Below are 19,877 nucleotides of genomic sequence, written 5' to 3'. Positions count from 1 at the left end.
GTGGTGCCCGGCTCTTATAGCGATACCCTCTTCATCAAGTATGGTCGCCAAGTCGTGCGGATGTATACCAGATAGGTTAAAAGATATTACACCGCTTCGTTTATCTAAATCCCTTGGACCGTATATCCTTATATCTGAGATTTCAGACAACCGCTTCAAAGCGTACTCGGTCAACCTAACCTCATGCGCTCTTACTCTACTCATACCTATGGAATTCAGATAGTCTACCGCAGCGCCTAAACCTATAACGTCAGCTGCAGAAGAGGTGCCTGCCTCAAACTTCCAAGGCAGCTCATTCCACTCAGCACCAGACAACCATACTCTGCTGATCATATCTCCACCTCCCAAGAACGGGTTCATGTCCTTTAGCAAGTCTCTTTTGCCATAGAGCACACCAACACCTAATGGACCTAAGGCTTTATGCCCCGAAAATGCTAGGAAGTCACACCCCAATTCCTTAACATCTACCCGCATATGTGGTACAGATTGAGCGGCATCTACAACAGCGATAGCGCCTACTTTATGCGCCTTCTCCACAATTTCTTTCACATCATTTATTGTGCCAAGCACGTTAGATGCTTGCGTAATGCTTACGATCTTAGGTTCCAAATTCAGCAACCTATCTACCTCTTCGTCAACGAGCAAGCCATCCTCATTGATCGGGATGTAATCTACCACTGCTCCGGTATGCTTTGCTACGAGCTGCCAAGGCACAATATTGCTATGATGCTCCATTTCAGTCAATAGTATTCGATCGCCCTTCTTTAAGTTGCATAGACCCCAGCTGTAAGCGACGAGGTTTAAGGCTTCGGTAGCGTTCTTTGTGAAGACTATTTCTGAATCTTTTGCGTTTATGAACCTTGCAACCTTTGCTCTCGCGTTCTCAAAGGCTTCGGTTGCCTCTACACTTAACCTATATACGCCCCGATGTACGTTAGCGTTATAGTTCTGATAGAATTCGCGAATTGCTTCGATGACTTGGCGTGGTTTTTGTGTTGTTGCTGCGTTATCGAGGTATATGAGAGGCTTGCCGTAGATTCTTCTTTTGAATATAGGGAAGTCCTGCTTTATTATTTCGGGGTCAAGTTGGTCTGGGTACATATACTACACGCTCTACCTACTCTGTTTTATCTGTTTAGGCTGTGCTGTGAAGGGGCTGTTTCTTTTCATAGCATTTCCCTAAGATAATTTTCATAACAATGTTATATAAGTTTATTCACAGAATTTCCAGCCAAAAAGGCTCTTGCCCGATTAAAGACATCTATCCACATATCCCATCTAAGCCGACCTGTCTGGGTATTCTGGCGGCTGGGGTGATAGGAGTCAACTAGAAAAGGAATGCGTCCACCTAAGCTAATTATCTGACCATGCTTGAAAAGGACGTTTCTTGAACCGGAGATCTTAAGATACGCCTCATGAGCCAAGCGTCCCAGCGCTAAGACTAACTTAATATCTTTAAGAATCTCGAGCTCAACCTTAAGATACCTTAAGCAATTTTCAACTTCACTCTTTAACGGCTTGTTGGCTGGAGGAACGCATCTAACAACGGCAGTCAAATATGCACCACTTAACTTCAAGCCATCGTGACGTGAAAGGCTAGTAGGTTGATTTGCAAATTCGGTTTCGTAGAGCGCTTTCATAAGCCAAGCCCCTGAATTATCACCAGTACACATACGTCCTGTTCGGTTACCACCGTGAGCGGCTGGCGCTAGCCCTAGGACGAGCATCTTTGCATAAGGATCTCCAAAACCCGGTAGGGGTTTAGCCCAATACTCTTCTCCTCTGTACCTTTTTGGCGGGTTAAGTGCCACCTTAACTCTATATTCTGTCAGCCGTGGGCATAAGGTGCAGCCGATTATCTGCTTTGAGAGGTTTTCTAGGGCCTCTTCTCTATCCAACTTCTTCTCTCATCCTCCACCATCTCTTGCAGCCTTCTTACTGGAAGCCCGGTCGCTTGGGAGATTGCCTTTAGGTCCGCATATTCTGGTTTAGCCCTTATCAGCCTACCTTCAGGGGTCTCTGAAATCTTCACTCTAACTTTATAATTCACCCCATCTATTCTTAAGGTTGTGGTTTCGATTCGTCTCCTCGCTACGTATCTGGGTACTGTGTGATATCTTACGCCTAATGTGCCCGCTTCAACCATGAGTATGCTGCTGAGCTTCGCCACATCTTCTGGGTTACAGAGGGCTTGGATGATCCAAGTTGGTCTGCCTTTCTTTGCATAGGCGGGTATTATCGCAACGTCGAGAGCACCCTCCCTTAAAAGCACCTCTGAGGCTCTACTTATCACCTCTCCAGAAGCATCGTCGATGTTTGATTCCAGCTGCACAATCACATCCCCTAAGTCGCTGAAGAGATCTTCACCTAAGATCAGACGCAGAATATTCGGTACGCCATCTATTTCCTTTACCCCACCACCTAAACCTACTTTTAGCGGCTTGATCTGGGGGTAGAAGTGCTTGGGCTTAGGATCTAGGGCTGCAAGCAAGGCGGCTCCTGTAGGTGTTGTAAGCTCTCCTTCAACAGGTCCGCCGTGGAAAGGTATCTTCTTTAAGGTAAGTATACGAAGGGCTGCTGGTGCTGGTGCAGGTGTTATGCCGTGAGAGAATCTTATGAGCCCTCCGCCTACCGCTACTGGTGTAGCGTAGATCTCTGCTTCGAATAGGTTTAGGTGCTCTAGGGCGAACGCTGCGCCGATGGCGTCGATGACCGTATCAACAGAACCAGTTTCATGGAGGTGTAGATCCTTAGGATCCGTGGTGTGAAGATGCGCTTCAACATCGACTAAAAGCTTCACAGCTTCATAAGCGTATTCTTTAGCCTTTTTTGTGTATAAGGTTGATTCTGCAGCTGCCTTTACTTGTTCAAGGAGTTCTTCTGCTTGGTAATGCGTCTTCTCTTCTTTGTATTTTGCAGAGAGTAACTTACATCTAAACCCTCCTCTCTTAACCTCCTCTACTGAGATCTCTGCCTCAGATCTTCTTAAAACCGTTGCAGCAGCCTTCATGGCGTCCAATACGTCTTTCTCTGGTGCGCCCAAGTCTATCAGCGACGAAACGAGCATATCCCCTGAGATTCCCGCAGAGCTTCCATCAATAATTAGAACCCTTTTAACCGCCATACACCCTTATAGTTGTGGGCAGCCTTTTTATCCGCTTTGCTGAACAAAATGTTTGCCCTAGGCTTTCTAACATTTTTAAAACGGTATCTTTAGGTAATATTGGTGATGAACCCTATTTATAAGCGTATTCTGAAGGATCTAGCTGAAGGCAGAATCTCAGTCAACGAAGCCGAGAAGCTGATCGACCAGACCGTACTGGCTGAGGTTAGCGGTTTAGCGACTCTAGATGTTGGCAGAGAGGCTCGGAAAGGCATACCCGAAATAGTGTATGGGGAAGATAAGTCTGTTGATGAGATCGCTCAGATCGTCAACAGAATGCTAGAATCGTGTGATAGAGTTATCGTAAGCAGGCTAAGCTTTGAAAAAATTAAACAACTTAAACAACTCTTTGAGGGAAAAGAGGTAAGATCATTTGAGAGAGCAGGTGTAGTAGTGGTTAGGAGAAGTGGTGAGGTGAGGAAGAGTGGTGGTAAAGTGGGTATATTGACCGCTGGAACGAGTGATCTAAGGGTGGCTGAAGAGGCTAGAGTGGTCGCTGAGGAGATGGGTTGTGAAGTATATCTTGAAGTAGATGTTGGTGTGGCTGGTGTGCATAGGCTCATACCAGCACTTAAAAATATGCTTGAGAGGCGTGTTGATGTGCTTGTGGTTGTTGCTGGTAGAGAGGGCGCGTTACCTTCAGTTGTGGCGGGGCTGGTTTCCGTGCCAGTTATAGGTGTGCCTACCTCATCAAGCTATGGTTTTGGGAAGAAGGGGCTGGCTGCATTGATGGCTATGCTCCAGTCTTGTTCACTTGGCGTGGGTGTCGTAAACATAGATAATGGAGTAGGTGGAGGGGCGCTAGCTGCGCTGATAGCGAATAACATCGCTGCAGCAAGGTTTGAAAAATAAGTTGCATACACCTTATATAGCGGTAAGAGGTATACACCAACTGTGGTCTACTATAAGGCACATGTGAACTGCCCGAACCCAGCCATAGTAGATAAAAGCGGCAGAAAGATAGGGCGGTTCCACGCTGTGTATATACGTGAGTCTACGCCTAAAGGTAAGCGTTGGCGTAAGGTAGGTTGGATGTGTATCGACTGCAAAGGGTTCATCGCATTGGATACGCCCGAAGCTAGGATACTTGAGGCTGGCAGAAGCATGAAATAAAGGAGTAAAGGTAAGATCTTCACTCTATCACAGTCATAGTGAGAGTTGAGCGAACCTCTGGGAGACCCCTAATCTTTACGGTTATCGTCTCTTTGAGAGCTTCGATGCTATCAGCTTCAAGGACCACTACCAAATCATATACCCCAAACACAAAGTAAGCTTCTTTCACATTCGGCGTGCTCCTTAGTTTTTGCAGAAGATAGGTTTCTGTACCCACATCTGCATTTATCAGCACTATGGCCTTAGGCATCTTACATCCTACATATACCAATTAAGGTGTGGTATAAAAACTCATATGTCGATGACTTTTCTCTTTTCAAGGCAAGTAACGATTAGGAGGAGGCTCTCTAAATATTTATCTAAGCGCCTAGCTAAGTTAAAGTGGTGGAAGAAGGCTGTTCAAAAAGATACTTGTCGCGGTAGACGGCTCTACTTATGCTGAGCACGCGGTTGAATATGCGGCTACGCTTGCCAAAAAGTTCGATTCAGAACTGGTCCTTATACACGCGGTAGTCAGCCCTATGTATACATACGAGGGGATTCTGCTCAGCCCACCCTTGGAGCAGCTTGAGCGGGCTGGTAGGGAGGTTCTGAGTCGAAGCCAACTTATAGCAGAGAAGAGCGGTGTGCAGGTTAAGACCAGACTTGTTATCGGGCATCCGGCTGAAGAAATAGCAAAGGTTGCTAACGAAGAGGGCTTCGATCTACTGGTGGTTGGGAGTAGAGGACTTAGTACAGTTAAAGCTTTTCTTCTTGGGAGTGTTTCTGAGAAGTTAAGTAGACTCGCAAAATGCCCTGTGTTGATCGTTAAACCTGGTTGGAAGGCTACTGAGTAGCTTTCTAACATCTATGCCTATCTTTGTGTATGAAGCAATAGGTGCTACCGCATTTCGAACACCTGTAGTAGTAGGAGGTAGAGAGGTCTCTACCACACCATTTACAGGTGATCTGGCGGTTTTCGGTTACTTGGATCAAAGCCCTCTATATTTGATAGAGGCCCAAGGTAAATAATAAATTTTACTAGAGCCCTTCGGATTGAGGCTTAAAAATTGCCTTTACTGCTCGGTGGAGAAAGAGTTAAGGTATTGTCGCTAAGGTCGATTTGAGTACCTCTATGTGATTAATGCTTACACTAAGAGGGTAGCCGAATACCACTTCAGTAACGCCAAGCTCTCCAATAGATTTTATGTAGTTTGGTAGAGCTGATGCGTGCATGGTTATTGTTAAAGATTTGACGAGATTCTCTGAGACAATCTCGGCCTCATTCAATCCCGCTGGTAGGCTTTTTAGATAGCTCAGGGCTCGCTGATACTCTTCTTCGAGGCGTAGGTCTCTCACAAGCGCTCTCGTAGCACCCAGCAGTATTTTCAGAGCCGCCCTTCTAACGCAAGCAAACATCTCAGCCTCAAGATCTTCGTAGATGTATGAGGGTGCGGAGACACCGATCTCCTTCTGCTTTTTAGTAGGACCTATCTTTCCTAAAGCCCATCGGACAGCATCCGGACTACAGTGGTTAAGAAGCACAGCATCAAAATATTCGGTTAAGGCAAGGGTTCTTGAGCCTTGAGCGCCCAACCAGATCTTCACACCTCGCCTAGAAAGATCATTCTTAAGCGATCTAAGGGCTGATATCAAAAGGGTTAGGAAGGCGCTATGAGATATCTTATGTCCAAGCTCCTCTATCACCCGCCTATCACCAAGACCTAGGCATAAGTCAAAACGCTCACCATGCCGTTCTATCAACTCTAACATTTTATTTTTGATTTCAGCTGCGGTGTAAATGTATGGGCTTAATGCTCCGATACCGATTCTTAAATCTCTATTAGCCGCAGCCGCTATGGAAGCTGTTTCAAAAGGGTCTCTGCCTCTTAGCGAATAGGAGATCCAAACTCTGCTGATCTTACTTCCAACTGTAAGTGAAGCTATCTTTCTAGCTTCATCTAAACCCTCTCCCGCATTAAGCGCTAGTCCGAAGATCAAGCACGCTTCAAAACCGCCAAGTGGAACTCAGAAGGCAAAGATGGGGCTGGGCTATCATTTTGGTAAGGTTCTTTTCGAGAGCGTGTCTATGAGCCAACTTATGCCTTGAGTGGTTATCCTATATTTTACACCTTGATCGGTCTGAACCCGCTCCACTAACCCACCTTTTACAAGCTCGCTGAGCCTTGAACTGACCGATTTCGGATTCAGGTTGGTGCTCTGCTGTATCTCGCTCACGAGGAGCGATTCAGAAGGTGACTTGCCAGTCTGATGACCTATCCTGGCAGCGACTAGCTGAAGCGCGACCTTCTCCTTATCGCTCAGTTTCCCGCCTTCGAACCAGACTCTAGGTCCCTCTGGAGTGATTTTAATCAATCCCTCAAACTTTTCGACGAGCTCCTTTGTAGAGTAGTTTAGATAGATTCGCCTAGCAAGGTCTATGGATGGTATCTGCTTATGGAGAAATTCATCTACTTGTGCGGCAACTACCTCAGCCCTTCCTGAAAACTCAACTCTCAGATCGCCAAGTGTGATGGTGACACTAACTTTAGGCTCCTCGGACAAACCTATCACATCACATCTAACGCTACGCCTTCACAATTAAGCTTTGCGCATACCTTATCCGAGTCTACTCTGAAACGCAAGCCGTATAGCTGCAGCAATATCATCGACGGAGAAGCCTAGGAGCTGTGCTCCACTCCTCTTTACCACTTCTGCAAGTATCTGCTCCAATTTCGAGTCTGACCTCGCGCCCTTAAGCGCTTGCTCGATGTGTTCTATCACATCCTCAGGGTAGAGAAAGAAGTCTCCACATATCTTGGCGTTCTTGATAACATCACCCTCTACTTCAAGCGTAACTTTAATCAGCTTCCCACCTTTCACCTTATATTCGGATCTCAGAAGCAGAGGGGGTTCACCTCTTTGCGATCCAATCCCAAGAGGAAAAACGTTTACGATACTCAGAAGCAAGATTCAGCTCATCTTGAGTTGGCGAAGACGCCCTTACCTCAACGTCAAAGTACTCTGCAAAGCCTCTACGGAGCGCCTCTTTGATATCATCCAAGGTTATATTACGTGAAACTTCACGGTAGATGGTAGTAACTCTATCCTCAACTGCCTTGATCGCTTTATCACTAACCTTCTCTTTACTCACCTTCAGAACCTTAAACATAGTTGGGATATCTGTTTTAAGCAGAATCGTGCCGTGCTGCAGAATAACACCACGTCTCCGCGTCTGCGCATTACCGGAAATCTTCTTCCCATTAACCACTATGTCGTTTACAGGTTTAAATTCAGCGTTTACACCCAGTTTCCTAAGCCCCTCTACAATCGCCTCGCAAATGACCCTGTAAGAGCCTTGGATGTCTGCAAAGAGGCGCTTTGCTCTGAGCTCCTCTTCAGGGGCTACGAAACTGTAAGTCAGTTCTCCTCCCCATTCGTGGTATACAGCGCCTCCTCCTGTTATTCTGCGTACAACGTCGACACCAAGAGCTCTACACGCTTCAAGATCGACTTCCTCTTCTAGGCTCTGGAAGTAGCCTATTGAGACCGCTGAAGGTTTCCACGTGTAGACTCTCAGAGTCGAAGGGACCTTATCTTCTATGCGTAGTGTGAGAATTGCTTCGTCGAGCGCCATATTCCAGTACGCGTCTCCTTCACCAGTATCTAAGAAGCGCCAAGTCATCATCAACCATCCAATCTGGCCTATTAGTAAATTTTTCTTGTAAGACTTAATAGATGCTCCAACCACTTATCTTATGGGCCGGTGGTTAGGGTGTCTGAGCAAGCGTCGAGCACTCTCTACCCAGCTCTGTTAGGCGAGCCGGAGGCCGGCGGCAGGGTTAGATGTAGGCTATGTGCTAGGCTATGCAGCCTACCCGAAGGCAAAGTAGGTTACTGTGGTGTCAGAATTAACAAGGGTGGTAGGCTCTATTCACTAAACTACGGCAGATTAATTGCGATGCACGCTGATCCTATAGAGAAGAAGCCCCTCAACCACTTCCACCCCGGCTCATATGTATTCTCAATCGCAACTGTAGGCTGCAACTTCGCCTGCCAATACTGCCAAAACTACGATATAAGCCAAAGGAGGGTGGTGCAAGAACCCTACACACCTATAGAGCGTGTCCTAGAGCTTACCCGTGCTTACCACTGCCAAGGTGTAACTGGCACATACAACGAGCCTACGATCGAGGCGGAGTACCTCATTGACTTGATGAAGGAGGCTAAGAAGAGAGGCTACTTTACAACGTGGGTCTCTAACGGCTACCTAACACCGGAAGCTGTAGATCTGATCGCACCTCATTTAGATGCGATCACCGTGGACTTTAAGGGCTCCGGCAACCGAGAATTCTATCGAAGATATATTCTGGTCCCCTCTGCCGAACCTATTTTCGAAGCACTCAAGCTCCTCAAAGCGCGGGGGGTTCACATAGAGGTCACAGATCTCATCGTACCTGTGCCAACTGGTGCTGAAATCGAGGATATCAAGAGGCTTGCTGAGTGGATCGCTACAAACCTAGGCGAGGAGACACCCTTCCATCTACTCAGATTCCACCCAGACTACAAGATGCTCGACACACCCTACACACCCTTTGAGGTCTTAAGGAGGGGGCGAGAGGCGGCTATGGAAGCAGGTTTAAAACACGTGTATTTGGGAAATGTACCAAACGGAGAATATGAGAACACTTACTGCCCCTCTTGTGGTGCTCTTTGCATTGAGAGAAGAGGCTTCTGGGTGGTCAAGAACCGATTAAGAAATGGTAACCTATGCCCCTCTTGTGGACGAAAGCTTAACATAGTTTCTTAGAGTAGATTAGGGCATAAATACGGCGCGTTAGAATGCTACGAGGGTGCTAGAAATGAAGCACTTGATAATCTTTGGCCCACCAGGTTCTGGTAAGGGTACGGTTTCAGAGGAGGTTGGCAGGGTGTACGGCATCCCTCACATATCTACCGGCGATCTACTTAGGGAACATGTGTCTAAGAAGACTACGTTAGGGATGAAAGCGAAGAAGTATATGGATAGAGGTGAGCTTGTACCGGACGATTTGGTAAACGAAATTCTAGAAGATGCTTTATCTAGAGAGGAATGCAGAAGAGGCTTCATACTCGACGGCTACCCTAGGACAGTTGCTCAAGCTGAGGAGCTGGAGAGGATTTTAAGCAAGCTGGGTCTGCATATCGACTGGGTGATCAACCTAAATGTTTCTGAAGATGAGATTGTGAAGAGGCTTTCTACCAGAAGGGTATGCAAGGTATGCGGAGCGGTCTATAACCTAGTAACCAACCCGCCGAAAGCTGAGGGGGTTTGTGATCGATGCGGCGGCGCGTTGATACTTAGGGAAGACGATAAGCCGGAGGTTGTTAGAACTAGGCTTCAGACATATGTTAAGATGAGCGCACCTGTGCTCAACTACTATGTCGCAAAAAACAAGGTTTTGGATATAGATGGATCTGGTGACGTAGCGACCGTTAGGGCTAGGGTGCTACGAGCTTTAGAAGAAAAGAGTGTTGCAAAGCAGCATTAGGCGAGGATCTGCCTCAACTTAGCCTCGATTATCTGGCGTGGGGCTGCGCCGATCAACCTATCTACTACTTCACCATTACGGGCAAAGAGAAGTGTAGGTATGCTCATAATGCCGTATTCCGCTGCTACAGCTGGGTTTTCGTCAACATTCAGCTTTCCGAAGACTACCTTACCAGCGTAATCTGAAGCCAGCTCCTCTATAACTGGTGAGATCATTCGACACGGTCCGCACCAAGGAGCCCAGCAATCCACTACAACAACAGGGTACTGCTTGATGAAGTTGTAGAAGGTTGCATCGGTAACCTCGACTGGTTTGGTAGGGTAATTCTTCTTAGATTCCTGTTCTGCAGCCTTTCTCATCAGCTCAAACATCTTCTTTCTCTTTAAATCCTCTAGGTCGTCCAACTTCTGTCGCCTACTTAGCCCCCTCCGCTCACTATTAAAGAGTTACCTATAATTTTAATTCAAGCATCTCTTCTCTCTTAAGCCTCTCCTTCATCATACACCTATCCATAATTACGATTAGCCCAGCATCTTCTGCTGCTTGCGCAGCCTCCTTATTTACCACACCTTCTTGCATCCAGATCGCCTTGAGCCTACCATACTTCTTACGAATCTCTACCGCCTCTTCGACGATCGGTGGCACATCTTCAGACTTCCGAAATATGTCGACAACCTCTATGCTCGCTTTAAGGTTCTCGGGCAGATCTTTCAGCGAAGAATATGCTTTCTCACCAAGAATTTCTTCCGCATTCGGGTTTATAGGTATGATACGGTAACCTTTTGACTTTAGGAACTCAGCAACCTTATAGCTGTCTTTCTCAGCGCTTCTTGATAACCCGACTATGGCTACTGTACGGTACTGCAGAACCTTCTCAACCGCATCCAAAGCCTGCAGCACCCCACACTTAGGCTTTCAACACGTAGTCGATGAACTGCTCTTCTGGAAGTGCACCTACAAATTCGATCTTATCGTTGATAACGGTCTTAGGCACAGCCATAACCGAGTAGCGGTTTGCCAGGTGAGGGAACTCTATCGACTCCACCATATCGGCAGTTATATTGGGGTTTTCGATAGCAAGCTGATGGGCTGTGCGTACCGCTTTAGGGCAGTAGGGGCAAGTAGGTGTAACGAAGACCTGTATGTGCAGGGGTTTACTTATGTTTCTCACTTTACTTACAAGATGAGGAGGTAGCCTTGATTGCCCCTTCGAGACGTCAACTATATCTTCTACCAGAGAGGTGAATTCGTAGCCTGAGGGTATACCGAAGAATCTGACCTTATATTCAGCCTTACCGCTTAAAATGGTGGCTGGAATCTTATCCACACCAAACCCCTTAGCCTTCTCCGCGTCTGCGACGAAGTCATAAACCTCTAGATGAATCTTGTGAGATAAGGCTGCTAACTCCTCCAGGAGCGTCCTGGTCTCCTTACAGAACTCGCATTCAAAGTCTTGGGTAAAGTAGCGTATCTTAACCTCATTCTCAAGGTTCTGAGCGAAGATTCGGGAAACCTTGGACTTAAGATCTTCCCTTAGAATGCTCATCATGTAAAGTGTGGGGTAAATTCTTTATAAATATTTCACCGTAGATGTCATGTGATGCAAGGTAGATACACAGTAGGTAGAGAGGTTGATGACCTCAAAGCATTCGTGAAGAAACTTAGTGATGAGGCGAATAACGGTGCACTGATAGTAGTAGAGGGGCTGAGGGATGAGGAAGCGCTTCGAAGCCTCGGTTTCTCAGGCACGTTCTTCCTACTCTGTCGTGGTCGCGGCTTACAACGCCTCCTCACAGTAGCGCAAGCGTTTAAGAAGACGATAGTCTTAACTGATCTCGACCGCAAAGGTGGAGTATTAGCCGCTAAGGTCGTCACTACGCTTCAAAGTAAGAATATTCGAGTAGACCTATTCTTCCGCAAAGAGTTGAGAAGCATAATGCGGGGTAAGATTAGAAGCATACAAGATCTTAAGAAGTTCGAGGAGTATTTCTAGGTTCTATTTGCTGTGGGAGGCTATCCAGAGTTCAAGCATCTTTTTAGCTTCATTGTCATCCATCTGCTTCGGTGGATGCTTCATCAGCCATGCGCTTGCTTCTACTAGTGCGCCACCTATTCCTCGGTCCAAGGCTAGTTTACAGCACCGTATGGCATCCACGGCTATTCCGGCTGAGTTTGCTTTGTCGTCCACCTCCAGCCTAAGCTCTATTGTGAAAGGTATGTTAGCGAACATCCTCCCTTGGATTTTTATGAAGGCGATCTTAGTGTTGCCTAGCTGTGGTATGAAGTCACTTGGACCGACATAAATCTTATCTTCAGGCAGCCTCTTTGGGAGAACACTCTGAACCGCCTCAGTCTTAGAGATCTTCTTCGACTCAAGCCTCTCCACCTCCTTTAGATTCAAGAAGTCCGTGTTTCCACCAACGTTTATCTGGTAGGTCTGGTCGACGACTGTACCCCTATCGGCACATAGCTTCGCTAATGCTCGATGGACGATAGTGGCACCAACGACAGCCTTTATGTCATCACCTATCACAGGAATGCCTTTTCCAGCGAAGCGGTCAGCCCAAGTCTTGTTAGAGGCTATGAATACGGGTATGCAGTTGACGAAGCCGCAGCCAGTCTCTAACGCTACGTCAGCCCAGAACTCTGTGGCCAACTGGCTTCCCACTGGTAGGTAGTTGACGAGCACCTCTGTTTTACTCCTCTTTATTTCATCTACTATCTCTCGCCTCAACACATCTACTGGGCGTTGATTCGGAATAGGCCTTATCTTATTCTCCACATATATCCCAACGCCATCCAAGATAGGTGACTCTTTAACAATTACATCGCAATCCGAAACCTTGGGGACCCATTTCACCAAGTTAGGCTCTTTGTATATGGCTTCTGAGAGAGGCTGCCCAACTTTATTTGCACCCACGTCAAAGGCGCTGGTGAAGATGATGTCTTCAAGCCTATACCCGCCGATCTCCTGATGCATCAACCCGATCTCTGACTCACCAGTAGTCTTGTAGTATTCTATACCTTGCACAAGAGCGCTTGCACAGTTCCCAACACCAATAATCCCGACTCTTATCTTACCCATGCTATACGGGGTTCATTAAACATCGTATATAAAATCTTAGCCCTAGATAATATCTGCCGAATTTTTCGGCGCGTTGTTGTTCACATCCCATTGACATAACAACCTAAAATGCAGAGCAATTATACTAGTATCGTTTGTATATACCATAACCTTATTAGCGGTTCCAGCTCTGTAATTACCTAAAGATGAGTGCTGCAGAGGTCCACGTAGATACCAAAGAGAGCGTAGTTCCAAAGATCTGTAGGATATTCAGCAACCCAACGAGATACAAAATACTCATCCTACTTGATAAGGAGCCCAGAACCTTCACTAGCCTTATGAAGACCCTTTCCTTGAACCCTAAGGTCTTAAACGACCACCTTAACGTTCTCATCGCAAATAAGATCGCTGTGAAATCGTACCCCTATAACCTATATACCTTGACGCCGCTCGGACATCTGGTCAAAGACGCGTTGGCTGAGTTGCGTAGCAAACTGGAGGAACCTTTAAGAACTGTTGGGAAGATGGGGATGGTGTAGAGCATGAAGCTGGACCGAAGCAGCCTCATTATAAGAGGTGGTGTTTAGAATATGCATCTTGAATGTGACCCAAATAAGCTCAGAATAGAGATGGTCGGTGCCGAGAAGCCAAACTTCCCAATGGATATTGGAGAAATGTATGAAGGAGAGCGTGTACGCCGCCCAGATATGCAGGTTGAGTTCGGCGGACCAGACATACCTAAAAAGTGGGAGATAGTCTTAACTAGGAAGCCAGAGGAGATCGAAGACGGCAAAGTTATACTAATCGGCCCAGATTTGAATGAGCTAAAGCAAGGCGGCAGCTACCCACTCGGTATCCTCATAGAAGTGGCTGGTGAGAAGGTCGAGAAGGATCTTGAAGGCGTACTAGAGAGGCGAATACACTACTTCCTCAATTACGTAGAAGGTGTGATGCACCTAAACCAGAGATACGACATATGGATCAGAATAAACAAGAAGGTCTACCAGAAGGGGCTCAATTCACTAATCTGGCTGGGTAAAGCTCTCATCTGGCTCTACAAACAGAGCTTCCCAGTAATAGAGAAGATTCAGGTAACCCTAACAACCGATCCCGAGACGATCGAAAAATTCTACCCCTACGCCTTAGAAGTTTGGGCTGCTAGAGACAAGCGTGCTAGAGAGCTCAGAGATGAAGATGTTGAGGAGTTCTACGGATGCGTCATGTGCCAATCATTCGCACCTACTCACGTCTGTGTCATCACACCTAACCGCATAGCCTCCTGCGGCTCCATAAGCTGGTTTGATGCAAGAGCAGCATCAAGAGTAGATCCTAAGGGACCGAACTTCCCCATACCCAAAGGACAATGCCTTGATCCCATCAAGGGGATCTATAGCGGCGTGAATGAAGTTGTGTCAAAGAGGTCGCTCGGAAGCATTAAGCAAGTCGCCTTATACACCTCATTCGAAACTCCGCACACGTCATGCGGATGCTTTGAGGGGATAGCCTTCTACATACCCGAAGTGGATGGTATAGCGTTGGTGCATCGAGACTTTAAAGGACCTACAGTAAATGGTTTGACCTTCTCAAACATGGCCGAACACACGAGCGGAGGCACTCAAAACCCTGGATTCAACGGCATAGCGATAGAGTATCTGAGATCACCCAAGTTCCTACAAGCAGACGGTGGATGGGAGAGGATAGTTTGGATGCCGAAGGCGATAAAAGAGAGAGTAGGAGACAGCATACCCCCACATATGCGCGACCTCATACCCACTGAGCAAGAGGTCAAGAACGTAGAAGAGCTGAAAGCTTGGCTTCAAGCCAAGAACCACCCAGTAGTTAAACGGTGGAAGCAGGTCACAGAGGAGAAGCCGCCTGAAGAGAAGGCTAAAGTGGAAGCTGTTGCTGAGGCTCCTGTCGCTGCTGAAGTAGTCCCTGCTGCAATCGTACCAGAAGGGCTCTCCGTACCCGTAGGCGGAGGTTTCATCATCATCTTTAAGAACGCTAAGATTATAGCTGAGAAGGTTATCATAAAGCGGCTGGAGAAGTAAGGGTGTCTTTTGGATGGCAGGCTCAAAGGAAGACCCAGTAAATGAGCTGGTTAGGAAAGTTCTGGATCTTGTGCAGAAGTTTGGGGAAATCGAGATCGAGAATGTCGAGCTGACGACCGAAGAACTCAGGCTGATGTTTCAACCAGTTGTGCAGACTGCGGTTAGGCGAGCAGAAGCGGCGCTAAAGGCTGAGGAAAAGCCTCCCGAACTAATCAAAGCCACCTTTACACCGTATTTGGAGAAGTTCCCTGGTCAGATAGTGGAGGTCCAGATCGGCGCTACGAAATCTGAAGGTGGCACAAGGGGAAAGGTGGTGAAGATCGGTGGTGAGAGGACGATGCCTTTCTACAGCTTCGAAGCGGCTAACCCCAATAAACCCGCTTTCGCTATGGATGTCTTTGATATGCCAATCTCTTTGACTAAACCTGTTAAGCAGATGGTTGAGGATGTTATGCACGATCCGGCGGAGTGGGCTAAGAAGTGTGTCAACAAGTACGGTGCACAGATAGTTTCGCTAAACTTGGTAAGCACAGACCCGCTGCTTGAAGATAGACCTGTTCAGCAGGCGATGAAGAGTGTGGAGAATGTTTTACAAGCGGTTGATGTGCCATTGATAATCGGTGGCTCAGGCAATCCGCAAAAGGACCCTCTTGTGCTCTCAGCTGCTGCTGAGGTTGCACACGGTGAGAAGGTTGTTTTGAATTCTGTGACTGTGGATATGGATTACAAGAAGGTGGTCAAAGCTGCTAAGGAGCACGGGCATACTGTCGTCGCATTCACACCAATGGATGTAAATAATCAAAAGAGGCTTAACCGTCTGCTATTGGATGAGGGGTTGCCCAAGACTCAGATAATCCAAGACCCCACAACAGCTGCCTTAGGCTATGGGTTGGAGTACGCCTTCAGCTTAGAAGAGCGCATCAAGCTGGCTGGTCTGCTGGGTGACGAAGACCTTCAGATGCCGATCTTGGCCGCTGCTAGCAACGCTTGGGGTGCGCGTGAGTCGTGGATGAAGGTGGAGGAGTGGGGTCCACGTGAAATCAGAGGCCCTCTCTGGGAGACGGTAACATGCGTTGCGCTTATGATGGCTGGTGCAGACCTCTTCATGATAAGCCACCCAGCTACCGTTAGAGTGGCTAAGAAGCTCGCTGATAGCCTCTTCGGCGAAGGCAGCTGTGAACAGAAGATAGAAAACTGGATAACTAGCTTGAAATAGGAGTGATTGCTGTTGGCCAAACTAACTCTACTCGACGTGTACAAATATCTGCCTCAGACAAACTGCGGTGAATGCGGCGAAGTCAATTGTATGTCGTTTGCATCTAAGCTGCTTGAGCGTAAGTATAAGCCAACAGACTGCCCCCCTCTTGTAAAAGATGAGAAGTATAAGGAGAAGCTTCAGGCACTAAACAAGCTCGTAGCCCCGCCGGTGAAGGCAGTGGTGATAGGCAAAGGTAGTGGAGCCGTGACTGTGGGTGGAAAGGAGGTTATGTATAGGCACGAGCTCACTTTACACAACCCAACAGCGTTAGCGGTTGATGTATCCGATCTAGATCCGCCTGAGAAGATTGAAGAGAGGTGCAAAAAGATTGAAGGATTCAGAGTTGTCAGAATAGGAGCTGAGCTTAAACTCGACCTAGTGGCGGTTAGAGCGGCATCTGGCGACCCAAACCGCTTCGAAAAAGCGGTTGAGGTGGTGAAGAAGAACTGCACTTACCCTATGATCCTATGCTCCTTCGACCCAACGGTCCTAGCCGCTGTTTTACGTAAAGCAGAGGTAGCCGATTCAAGGCCGCTCCTCTATGCGGCTACGAAAGATAATTGGCGCGAGATGGTGGTCTTGGCGAAGAAGTATGGCTGCCCACTTGTAGCATTCGACCCCAACAGCCTAGCTGATTTAAAGTCTCTAGCGCTCACCATCAGAAACGCTGGTGTGGAGGATATTGTGCTCGATCCCGGCACATACACGGAAGGCCCGGGTTTGAAGGAGACACTTAACAAATTCGTTATGATTAGGCGCGCTGCAATTAAGGCGGGTGACGACGGGCTGGGTTACCCGATACTCGGTGTGCCTGCTGTGACGTGGTTAGATGGCGGTGAAGATCCTGTGAAATCATATGAGGAAGCTTACCTTGCGGCTGTTATGATGGTGCGGTCGGCTGACTTACTTATTTTACACACGCTGCAGCCTTATGCTCTACTCGCTCTCACAACCCTTAGGCAGAATATCTACTCAGATCCACGTAAACCCGTCGCTGTTGAGCCAGGCCTTAGAACCTTCGGCCAACCGGATGAGAATTCGCCTGTTCTGATAACGACCAACTTCGCATTAACCTACTATACTGTAGCGAACGATATAGAGGCGCAAGGAAACACCTGCTACCTTCTCGTAGCGAACACGGGAGGCTTGGCTGTTGAGTGCAGTGTTGCAGGTGGGCAGTTTAACGCCTCAGTTGTTAAGAATCTTATAGAGGAGACTAAGATCGAGTCGAAGGTTAAACACCGTAAACTAATCATACCACAGCTCGCTGCGAGGCTAAAAGGAGACATAGAGGACACAACACAGTGGGAAGTAATAGTTGGACCAAGAGACTCCTCACAGATTAGGGATTTCCTTAATAAGATCTGGCCGCCCGAAAAGAATTAGGAGAAAGCATGAGCTTAAGATATAGGGTGGAGATAAGGAATCCATCCCGCTGTATAGGGTGCTACAGCTGCGTATTTGCCTGCTCGAGACACCTATTTAACGCTGTTGATCCTAAGCGTACCGCTGTGTTTGTCGAGCTGGATAGAAGAGGGGTTAGAGCGCCTAAGGTCAGTATGTGCAGGTTCTGTAAAGAGCCTGAGTGCGCTTACGCCTGCCCTCACGGTGCGCTTCAACCTATACCAGAAGGCGGGATAACACTTACACCGTCTAAATGCGCTGTGTGCAAAACCTACGATTGTATAGAAGCTTGCCAGTATAAGGTTCTAGTGCTTGATGAGGATAAGAAGGTGCCTATTTTGTGTGATAGGTGCGGCGAATGCGCAAAATACTGCCCCCATAACGTCTTCTGGTACACGGAGGCGCCTGAAATATGAACACCAGGGTACTTTACGTAGATCTATTGGAGCGTAAAAGCTGGGTCAGAGATAGAAGTGATCTATTTGAGAAGATGCTTGGCGGCGTCGGCGTCGCTTCACATCTTCTTTTAGAAGAATGCACACCAAAGGTTGATCCCTTCTCCCCAGAAGCACCCATAATATTTGCCACAGGGCCTCTTACAGGCATCTACCCATGCATGGCTAAGGCGGTCTGCCTCTTCAAATCACCTCTAACCGGAAACCTAGGTGAAACACACGCCGGCGGACACTTTGCAACAGCACTCACGACAGCAGGCTACGGCGCGTTGGTCATTAAAGGAGGTTCACTACACCCAGTCGTGCTTAAGATACGCGACGATAAAGTTGAGGTTAAGACCGCTTCCTCACTCTGGGGGTTGGGTACAAGGGCTGTAGACGAGGCGCTGGCTGAGCCTATTAAAAATGGTTTGCAGAGCATCGCATCGATAGGCCCTGCTGGTGAGCATATGGTGCTTTACGCAAATGTGATCGTAGATGTTCACCATCATTTTGGTAGGCTTGGATTGGGTGCCGTTTGGGGTGCGAAGAAGCTGAAAGCCATCACCATAATAGGCACAAAGAGTGTCCCCTTGCCTAACCCCCAAGCTGTAAAGGCGTTTTACGAGAAGGTGGAGCATGAGGTTGTGGCTACTGATAAGATGTCTAAGTATCATAACCTTGGCACCCCAAGTAACGTACTCGAACTAAATGCGTTAGGAGCCCTACCTACCAGAAACTTCAGAGAGAGGAGGTTTGAGGGTGCGGAGGAGATGTCTGGGGAAAGGTTCGCCGAAACAGTATTTAGGAGGAAGGTTACCTGTACCAACTGCCCAGTCGCGTGTATCCACCTCGGCTCTCTACTAAAGACTTTTGCACCCGACCACGAGAAGGGTAGGACGGAGATCGTTAAGGAAGAAAACCTAGTTGCTTACAACTATGAACCCATGTTCGCACTAGGCTCAAACCTTGGGATAAGCAGCCCAAGCCGCATACTTGAACTCATCGACCTATGTGAAGACCTTGGGTTGGACGCTATGATGACAGGCTCGGTTCTAGCTTGGGTGACCGAAGCGTATGAGAGAGGGGTGTTAGACGAAAAGACATTAGAGGTGAAGCCTAGGTGGGGAGACCCAGATAACGTATACCCGCAGATGATCAAAAACATAGCCGAGGCTAAGACCCCCTTCTACTCTAGACTCGCACAAGGAGTAGCAAAAGTTTCAGACAGATACGGAGGAAGAGACTTTGCAGCCTCATTAGGCGGCAACAGCCCAGCAGGATATGCAACAGGCTACGGGCACATAGTAGGTACACTTGTGGGGGCTCGCCATTCTCATCTAAGTAACTCAGGTTACTCGATAGACCAGCAGATAGCAGCCGGAAAGGCTAAGGTGGAGGATATTGCTGGCTTTCTTGTGAAGCAGGAGAATTGGCTCTATGTGCTCTACTCGCTTGTAGCTTGCTACTTCTCTAGAAGCGTCTATACCCCAGATATTGTAGTCGAGGCTCTAGCGACACTTGGGATGAAGGTGAACAAAGAAGATTTGGAGAGGTTAGGGCGAGAGATCTTCCACACTCTTTATCGCTTCAAGATTCGAGAAGGCTTTGATCTAGAGAAGGAGTATATACCCAAGCTTCTGCGTGAGTTGGATACGCCTATTGGTAGGTTAGATCCGCAAACGTTAAAGAAGATAATCGCACAATATATAGAGTTGAGGGAGAGGGAGGGGCTGACGATAAGGAAGAAGGAAGAGAGCTTAGCTGAATTCCGCCTACCTCAGAGTGAGGGGTAGGAAAGGAGGTAATATGATAGATGTGTGAATTAAAAGTAACTTTGAGGGAAGACGGTAAAGTAGCTGACGTTGCTGAAGATGTGG

At 47.6% G+C, this 19,877-nt stretch carries 24 protein-coding genes; 12 read left to right on the top strand and 12 right to left on the bottom strand.

The genetic code is table 11. The features are described from left to right. From HA494_02305 to larC, 3 genes are all read right to left on the bottom strand, one after another. On the bottom strand, positions 1–1,101 hold a 1,101-nt coding region (locus HA494_02305; protein NHV96610.1), incomplete at its 3' end, for a cysteine desulfurase. 101 nt (positions 1,102–1,202) lie between these two features. After that, the gene (locus HA494_02300) at positions 1,203–1,898 is read right to left on the bottom strand and encodes a uracil-DNA glycosylase (GenBank protein NHV96609.1); all 696 of its coding nucleotides are present in this window, start codon (positions 1,896–1,898) and stop codon (positions 1,203–1,205) included. After that, on the bottom strand, positions 1,877–3,124 hold the full coding sequence (gene larC, locus HA494_02295) for a nickel pincer cofactor biosynthesis protein LarC (protein NHV96608.1): 1,248 nt from the start codon (positions 3,122–3,124) through the stop codon (positions 1,877–1,879). The genes HA494_02300 and larC overlap by 22 nt, the downstream gene beginning before the upstream one ends. A 105-nt stretch (positions 3,125–3,229) precedes the next feature. Between larC and larB the strand changes: the two genes are divergently transcribed. Both larB and HA494_02285 read left to right on the top strand, forming a co-directional pair. After that, positions 3,230–4,015 carry a nickel pincer cofactor biosynthesis protein LarB gene (larB, locus tag HA494_02290; GenBank protein NHV96607.1) on the top strand — a complete coding sequence of 262 codons (786 nt, stop codon included), beginning with the start codon at positions 3,230–3,232 and terminating at the stop codon, positions 4,013–4,015. Positions 4,016–4,057: 42 nt separating this feature from the next. After that, complete coding sequence (locus HA494_02285; protein NHV96606.1) at positions 4,058–4,276, top strand: hypothetical protein; 219 nt, start codon at positions 4,058–4,060, stop codon at positions 4,274–4,276. 19 nt (positions 4,277–4,295) lie between these two features. On the opposite strand, the gene HA494_02280 is transcribed toward HA494_02285, so the two are convergent. After that, entirely contained in the window at positions 4,296–4,526 is a 231-nt protein-coding gene (locus HA494_02280; GenBank protein NHV96605.1) for an Lrp/AsnC family transcriptional regulator, read from the bottom strand. A 145-nt stretch (positions 4,527–4,671) separates the two neighbouring features. Between HA494_02280 and HA494_02275 the strand changes: the two genes are divergently transcribed. Then, positions 4,672–5,112, top strand: a complete 441-nt coding sequence (locus tag HA494_02275) for a universal stress protein (GenBank protein ID NHV96604.1) — start codon at positions 4,672–4,674, stop codon at positions 5,110–5,112. 241 nt (positions 5,113–5,353) lie between these two features. Here HA494_02275 and HA494_02270 read toward each other — a convergent pair whose 3' ends face one another. From HA494_02270 to HA494_02255, 4 genes are read right to left on the bottom strand one after another with little or no spacing between them, the layout of a single operon-like run. Then, a complete protein-coding gene (locus tag HA494_02270; GenBank protein ID NHV96603.1) occupies positions 5,354–6,256 on the bottom strand; it encodes an LLM class flavin-dependent oxidoreductase in 903 nt (300 codons plus the stop codon). 54 nt (positions 6,257–6,310) lie between these two features. Then, positions 6,311–6,820, bottom strand: a complete 510-nt coding sequence (locus HA494_02265; protein NHV96602.1) for a winged helix-turn-helix transcriptional regulator — start codon at positions 6,818–6,820, stop codon at positions 6,311–6,313. A 54-nt stretch (positions 6,821–6,874) separates the two neighbouring features. Then, positions 6,875–7,138 carry a biotin--protein ligase gene (locus HA494_02260; GenBank protein NHV96601.1) on the bottom strand — a complete coding sequence of 88 codons (264 nt, stop codon included), beginning with the start codon at positions 7,136–7,138 and terminating at the stop codon, positions 6,875–6,877. A 31-nt stretch (positions 7,139–7,169) separates the two neighbouring features. Then, complete coding sequence (locus HA494_02255; GenBank protein ID NHV96600.1) at positions 7,170–7,943, bottom strand: lipoate--protein ligase family protein; 774 nt, start codon at positions 7,941–7,943, stop codon at positions 7,170–7,172. Between the two features lie 87 nt (positions 7,944–8,030). Between HA494_02255 and amrS the strand changes: the two genes are divergently transcribed. Both amrS and HA494_02245 read left to right on the top strand, forming a co-directional pair. Next, positions 8,031–9,065 (top strand): AmmeMemoRadiSam system radical SAM enzyme, encoded by a 1,035-nt coding sequence (gene amrS / locus HA494_02250; protein NHV96599.1) that lies wholly within the window; start codon positions 8,031–8,033, stop codon positions 9,063–9,065. A 52-nt stretch (positions 9,066–9,117) separates the two neighbouring features. Further along, positions 9,118–9,786, top strand: coding sequence for an adenylate kinase (locus HA494_02245; GenBank protein NHV96598.1), 669 nt, complete (start codon positions 9,118–9,120; stop codon positions 9,784–9,786). On the opposite strand, the gene trxA is transcribed toward HA494_02245, so the two are convergent. From trxA to HA494_02230, 3 genes are read right to left on the bottom strand one after another with little or no spacing between them, the layout of a single operon-like run. Next, positions 9,783–10,190: a thioredoxin gene (gene trxA / locus HA494_02240; GenBank protein ID NHV96597.1), complete on the bottom strand. Its 408-nt coding sequence runs from the start codon at positions 10,188–10,190 to the stop codon at positions 9,783–9,785. The genes HA494_02245 and trxA overlap by 4 nt on opposite strands. A gap of 46 nt (positions 10,191–10,236) precedes the next feature. Next, positions 10,237–10,686, bottom strand: coding sequence for a CoA-binding protein (locus tag HA494_02235; GenBank protein NHV96596.1), 450 nt, complete (start codon positions 10,684–10,686; stop codon positions 10,237–10,239). Positions 10,687–10,693: 7 nt separating this feature from the next. Beyond that, positions 10,694–11,332: a glutaredoxin gene (locus tag HA494_02230; protein NHV96595.1), complete on the bottom strand. Its 639-nt coding sequence runs from the start codon at positions 11,330–11,332 to the stop codon at positions 10,694–10,696. 54 nt (positions 11,333–11,386) lie between these two features. On the opposite strand from HA494_02230, the gene HA494_02225 reads away from it, so the two are divergent. Beyond that, positions 11,387–11,779, top strand: coding sequence for a hypothetical protein (locus HA494_02225; GenBank protein NHV96594.1), 393 nt, complete (start codon positions 11,387–11,389; stop codon positions 11,777–11,779). A gap of 3 nt (positions 11,780–11,782) precedes the next feature. Here HA494_02225 and HA494_02220 read toward each other — a convergent pair whose 3' ends face one another. After that, the gene (locus HA494_02220) at positions 11,783–12,871 is read right to left on the bottom strand and encodes an inositol-3-phosphate synthase (GenBank protein ID NHV96593.1); all 1,089 of its coding nucleotides are present in this window, start codon (positions 12,869–12,871) and stop codon (positions 11,783–11,785) included. Positions 12,872–13,056: 185 nt separating this feature from the next. Here HA494_02220 and HA494_02215 point away from each other — a divergent pair, with 185 nt between their 5' ends. The 6 genes from HA494_02215 to HA494_02190 all read left to right on the top strand — a co-directional run bounded on the left by HA494_02215 (position 13,057) and on the right by HA494_02190 (position 19,793). Beyond that, complete coding sequence (locus HA494_02215; GenBank protein NHV96592.1) at positions 13,057–13,389, top strand: helix-turn-helix domain-containing protein; 333 nt, start codon at positions 13,057–13,059, stop codon at positions 13,387–13,389. Between the two features lie 90 nt (positions 13,390–13,479). After that, positions 13,480–14,901, top strand: coding sequence for a CO dehydrogenase/CO-methylating acetyl-CoA synthase complex subunit beta (gene cdhC / locus HA494_02210; GenBank protein NHV96591.1), 1,422 nt, complete (start codon positions 13,480–13,482; stop codon positions 14,899–14,901). Between the two features lie 13 nt (positions 14,902–14,914). After that, complete coding sequence (gene cdhD / locus HA494_02205) at positions 14,915–16,117, top strand: CO dehydrogenase/acetyl-CoA synthase subunit delta (protein NHV96590.1); 1,203 nt, start codon at positions 14,915–14,917, stop codon at positions 16,115–16,117. Between the two features lie 12 nt (positions 16,118–16,129). Further along, positions 16,130–17,545 (top strand): acetyl-CoA decarbonylase/synthase complex subunit gamma, encoded by a 1,416-nt coding sequence (locus HA494_02200; protein NHV96589.1) that lies wholly within the window; start codon positions 16,130–16,132, stop codon positions 17,543–17,545. Positions 17,546–17,553: 8 nt separating this feature from the next. After that, complete coding sequence (locus tag HA494_02195) at positions 17,554–17,979, top strand: 4Fe-4S binding protein (GenBank protein NHV96588.1); 426 nt, start codon at positions 17,554–17,556, stop codon at positions 17,977–17,979. Continuing rightward, the gene (locus HA494_02190; protein ID NHV96587.1) at positions 17,976–19,793 is read left to right on the top strand and encodes an aldehyde ferredoxin oxidoreductase family protein; all 1,818 of its coding nucleotides are present in this window, start codon (positions 17,976–17,978) and stop codon (positions 19,791–19,793) included. The genes HA494_02195 and HA494_02190 overlap by 4 nt, the downstream gene beginning before the upstream one ends. Positions 19,794–19,877: the final 84 nt, after the last annotated feature.

Source organism: Nitrososphaerota archaeon, from assembly GCA_011605775.1.
Lineage (GTDB): Archaea > Thermoproteota > Nitrososphaeria > Nitrososphaerales > JAAOZN01 > JAAOZN01.
The sequence above is the reverse complement of the archived record's forward strand: the minus strand, read 5'-3'. Positions and strand labels throughout refer to the sequence as shown.

What these genes read in the sequence shown, in the direction of transcription:
- larB (NHV96607.1), top strand. Translation starts at nt 3,230, where the DNA reads ATGAACCCTATTTATAAGCGTATTCTGAAGGATCTAGCTGAAGGCAGA.
- larC (NHV96608.1), bottom strand. Translation starts at nt 3,124, where the DNA reads ATGGCGGTTAAAAGGGTTCTAATTATTGATGGAAGCTCTGCGGGAATC.
- HA494_02255 (NHV96600.1), bottom strand. Translation starts at nt 7,943, where the DNA reads ATGATGACTTGGCGCTTCTTAGATACTGGTGAAGGAGACGCGTACTGG.
- HA494_02225 (NHV96594.1), top strand. Translation starts at nt 11,387, where the DNA reads ATGCAAGGTAGATACACAGTAGGTAGAGAGGTTGATGACCTCAAAGCA.
- HA494_02280 (NHV96605.1), bottom strand. Translation starts at nt 4,526, where the DNA reads ATGCCTAAGGCCATAGTGCTGATAAATGCAGATGTGGGTACAGAAACC.
- cdhC (NHV96591.1), top strand. Translation starts at nt 13,480, where the DNA reads ATGGTCGGTGCCGAGAAGCCAAACTTCCCAATGGATATTGGAGAAATG.
- cdhD (NHV96590.1), top strand. Translation starts at nt 14,915, where the DNA reads ATGGCAGGCTCAAAGGAAGACCCAGTAAATGAGCTGGTTAGGAAAGTT.
- HA494_02195 (NHV96588.1), top strand. Translation starts at nt 17,554, where the DNA reads ATGAGCTTAAGATATAGGGTGGAGATAAGGAATCCATCCCGCTGTATA.
- HA494_02190 (NHV96587.1), top strand. Translation starts at nt 17,976, where the DNA reads ATGAACACCAGGGTACTTTACGTAGATCTATTGGAGCGTAAAAGCTGG.
- HA494_02245 (NHV96598.1), top strand. Translation starts at nt 9,118, where the DNA reads ATGAAGCACTTGATAATCTTTGGCCCACCAGGTTCTGGTAAGGGTACG.
- HA494_02230 (NHV96595.1), bottom strand. Translation starts at nt 11,332, where the DNA reads ATGAGCATTCTAAGGGAAGATCTTAAGTCCAAGGTTTCCCGAATCTTC.
- HA494_02215 (NHV96592.1), top strand. Translation starts at nt 13,057, where the DNA reads ATGAGTGCTGCAGAGGTCCACGTAGATACCAAAGAGAGCGTAGTTCCA.
- HA494_02220 (NHV96593.1), bottom strand. Translation starts at nt 12,871, where the DNA reads ATGGGTAAGATAAGAGTCGGGATTATTGGTGTTGGGAACTGTGCAAGC.